Here is a 3,576-nt window from a genome sequence, read left to right as displayed (position 1 = left end):
TAAGTAATACATATTCTTACTTCTAAAGTATAGAAGTAGAATTAAACATATATCGCGGGATAGAGCAGTAGGCAGCTCGTCGGGCTCATAACCCGAAGGTCACAGGTTCGAGTCCTGTTCCCGCTACTAAAGAGGACCCATTCCATTTTTGAGGATGGGTTTTTTGTTTTTCAGAATCACAACTATCTGAAATACATTTAGTTAACTCGAATAAAGCATTGGTTTTTGATGTTCGATATTTTCTATTTTTGATCGAATAATGAAACCCTTCTGGAAACACCAAATATTGGAACTTTCTTTTTTTATTGTAATCCAAAGAATCATAGAATTTACTGGGGTTTTGGACGATTTTTAGAAAATATTTTGTGGCATTTTCATTGTTCGATATTTTTGTTGGTAAAAAATCAAGTTCTTTTGTTTTTTCAAAAATTGCGTCATTTATTTTTTTACTTTGTCTGTCAAAAATATCTTTTGAAATTTCATTAATTGCATATCGATATTCCATTTTATCATAACTTTCTTTCAGGTTATTTAATTCCATAGAAGCAAGTCTTTTTTTCTCAGAAAAATCAGACAGTTCATTGTCAATTATTTTTTTTAATTGAGCCGAAAACAAACCTTTTAAATTATCAGAAAATTTAAATTCGTCTAGAACTTGTTTAAATTCATTATTTAGACCAACATTTTGAGAGCTTTTAGTGCTTTCAGCATTGACGGTTTTGTGGCAAGAATTACATTTATAATAATGTATATTTCTGCTTTTATTTAAATAGGCGGTCATAGTATCGTTACAATCGGAACACATAGCAAATTTTGGAACAAGAGGAGTTTCTTCTTTACCTGTAGTTTTTACAACACCAAATTGCTTTGAACCTTCGAGAATTCGTTGTAATTGATTATATTCTTTTACAGTTATCATTGGCTCCCAAGAACCCTTAATTATTCTACCTTCCAATAAGGAATTGAATATTCTTCCAGTATAAAACGGATTGCGCCAAATCTCAGAAATCCTTTGTTTTCTCATTTGAACTCCTTTTGAATTTAACCAATGTATAATTTCAGAATCGGTATAAGATTTATAAATTTTTAATTTAAAGGCTTCCTTTAAGAATTGACCTTCAGTACTTATCTTAATCTCTTGAAATGCTTGAACTTTTATTGGGTCTTTTACTCGTGGACCATAATGGTCGTATCCTCTTGGAGTTTTTCCAAATACTTTGCCATTTTCCAATGCGTTGATTAAACCAGGAATTACAGTATCTTGACGATTGAAATTTTCCTTTTGAGCATAAAGTAGCTGAGTTGAAAATTCATTTTCTGCTCTTTCGTTAAACGTATGATTATCTGTACTTACAGAATACAGAAAAACATTATATTCTTTTCTAAGTTTCACAAAAAGTTGAATATGTTCCGCTCCAGCTCTACCAAATCTACTTGGCGACCATATTAGTATCATTTTTGGGCGTTTGGAAATAGAAGTTTTCTTTATCCTATCCATAAGCTCTTTTAGCGTACTTTGTGTGTTTATTCGCTTAGAACTTTCATACTCGGCATCAAACTCTTGGGTAATGATTAATTGATTTTCCTTTGCAAAATCTTTAATTTTGTTTACTTGTGTTTCAATACTTCCATTATTTACAAATTGGTCTTTAGTAGATACTCTGGTGTAAGACCAAACAATTGCATTTTTAAAATCACTTAGTTTTAAGTTGTTGTTCTTCATTTTTGTATTGTTCGTAAATTATTCTTGTAAATTCGTATAATTGTTTTGAAAATTCAAATGAATTTTCCTGTGTTAGTTTGTCTTTTAATGTTGGAACTATTTTTATGAGTTCTTCATAATTTAAAAAGTAGTCCGCTTCATTTGATATTAAATGTTTTTGGCCCATACCGTATTTGTATGTTCACGGGCTGGAATTTCAGGGACCGATTCGGTTTTACATTTGGCATATTACTTTGATTTTATCGTTATTTTATAATTGCCTTGTGGTCTTGGTTCTATCATAATTTTTGAACCCAATGGCAATTTATTGGTTAGAAAAAACTTAGCTAACTCTTCGGGTTTTTTATGTTCTTCGGTGATTTTGATAATTTTTGGCGAATCACCTTGTTGAACTTCAATTTCTAAGAGTTTAGGTTTGTCAAAAAACAACACTCTTCGGATTTGGTTTTCTATAGAAGATAAATACTCCAAATCTGTATTGCTCTTTCCAATTTCAATTCCAACTAATTTTGAAATTAAAGGAAGGAATGGAATTACTATTAAGGTTTCACCAAAATACAAGTTATTCAAATCAGCTGTCAAACCAACATTGCTAAAATTAAAAGAATGTTCTCCTGTCTTAGGGCAATAAATCAAGGACACAACACTTCTATTTGAAATCAAACAACTTTTGAATGCATCAGTAAAAGGATTTATCTCTCTTCTAAAAATTGTATTCATCATGGGGTCAAACTTTATTAACTCTTCTATTGATTTTTTCTCAGATAAATCTAAATCTACAGAATTAAGAGCTTCTTTAAAAACACCATCTGCATATTTTTTTTCAAATGGAACTACCCAAATGTTATTAGAAAGACTTTGTAATTTTTTTGTGTTTACACCAATATTTGATAATTCATTAATTATTAATATCCAAAGTGCCTCCGACATATTCATATATCCTTTCTTTTCCTTTAAGAAAAAAGGCAGGACATTACAATTTCTCCAATAATTAAATTGTCTTGCGGTTATGTTCAAGTTTTCGGGCAAAAAGCAATCGTTTGAAATCAATCGTCCTATTTTTATTCTCTCATTTTTGTTCATAAATCAAATTATTTTTTTGTAATTTAAGTAAATAGAAGATAACCAGTTGGTAAATATATAAATTTTTTTATATATTTGAAAAAAAATTAAAGGATATTTTTATGATAAAGAAAAATTTAATCAAGAAAAGGTTTTCTAATAGAACTTACCCGCCTAAGCTCTGTAAAAAAACCGACTGTAACATGGAATTTGTACCAACAGATGGTCGACAAGTATATTGTTCTTCTCAGCATCGCATCGATAGCAACAATGATAAAAGAAAAATAATAGATGCAATTGAAAGTAATTTCACATCAAGAGCTAAAAACAACGAAAAAATACTAATTAAAATTATTGGTAGCCCTTTTTATATTAAAAATGGTTTTTCACACACTTTTTTTCTGGAGCACGAGTATTACGATTTTGGGACTTACCACACTATAAAGTATGACGAAGCGACAAATAGAGAAATACATTTTTGTTACAATCACGGTATCTTACTAATTGACGCAGAGAAAAAACATTTTAAAATAATAATAAAAGAAAAAAATGAAGACTAGAAAACCAACATTCGCAGAATTATTTCCTGTTGCCCATCAACAGGATTTGCTAAAAAAACAATCGGCACATTTTACAAACCAGTCCATTTCAAAAATGAGTTTTGAAGGTGGTTATGAAAATTTGCCAACTAAATTATTTAATGAACAAGTAAACCATGATATTCCAACTCAGCCAAATTCTCCAACAAAATTATTTGACAATTATGTAAAAAACAATTGGAAGCCACTTTT

General features: G+C 29.8%; 5 protein-coding genes and 1 tRNA gene. 3 read left to right on the top strand and 3 right to left on the bottom strand.

The window, feature by feature from the left end:
* Nucleotides 1-53: 53 nt before the first annotated feature.
* Nucleotides 54-126: transfer RNA gene (locus tag ABWO04_RS10540), tRNA-Met, on the top strand.
* Here the strand turns inward: ABWO04_RS10540 and ABWO04_RS10535 are convergent.
* The 3 genes from ABWO04_RS10535 to ABWO04_RS10525 all read right to left on the bottom strand — a co-directional run bounded on the left by ABWO04_RS10535 (nt 86) and on the right by ABWO04_RS10525 (nt 2,806).
* A complete protein-coding gene (locus tag ABWO04_RS10535; RefSeq protein WP_353079664.1) occupies nt 86-1,723 on the bottom strand; it encodes a recombinase family protein in 1,638 nt (545 codons plus the stop codon). The two genes, ABWO04_RS10540 and ABWO04_RS10535, sit on opposite strands and share 41 nt — an antisense overlap.
* Entirely contained in the window at nt 1,695-1,889 is a 195-nt protein-coding gene (locus ABWO04_RS10530; RefSeq protein WP_291240990.1) for a hypothetical protein, read from the bottom strand. The genes ABWO04_RS10535 and ABWO04_RS10530 overlap by 29 nt, the downstream gene beginning before the upstream one ends.
* A gap of 62 nt (nt 1,890-1,951) precedes the next feature.
* Nucleotides 1,952-2,806, bottom strand: a complete 855-nt coding sequence (locus ABWO04_RS10525) for a hypothetical protein (protein ID WP_353079663.1) — start codon at nt 2,804-2,806, stop codon at nt 1,952-1,954.
* 182 nt (nt 2,807-2,988) lie between these two features.
* Here ABWO04_RS10525 and ABWO04_RS10520 point away from each other — a divergent pair, with 182 nt between their 5' ends.
* Together ABWO04_RS10520 and ABWO04_RS10515 are read left to right on the top strand one after the other, a co-directional pair.
* Entirely contained in the window at nt 2,989-3,345 is a 357-nt protein-coding gene (locus ABWO04_RS10520; protein WP_353079662.1) for a hypothetical protein, read from the top strand.
* A partial coding sequence (locus ABWO04_RS10515) for a hypothetical protein (protein WP_353079661.1) occupies nt 3,335-3,576 on the top strand: 242 nt, incomplete at its 3' end. The genes ABWO04_RS10520 and ABWO04_RS10515, both read left to right, overlap by 11 nt.

It is taken from the genome of Flavobacterium sp. (assembly GCF_040382755.1).
Taxonomy (GTDB): Bacteria; Bacteroidota; Bacteroidia; order Flavobacteriales; family Flavobacteriaceae; genus Flavobacterium.
This window is presented reverse-complemented; position numbering and strand designations above follow the sequence as displayed.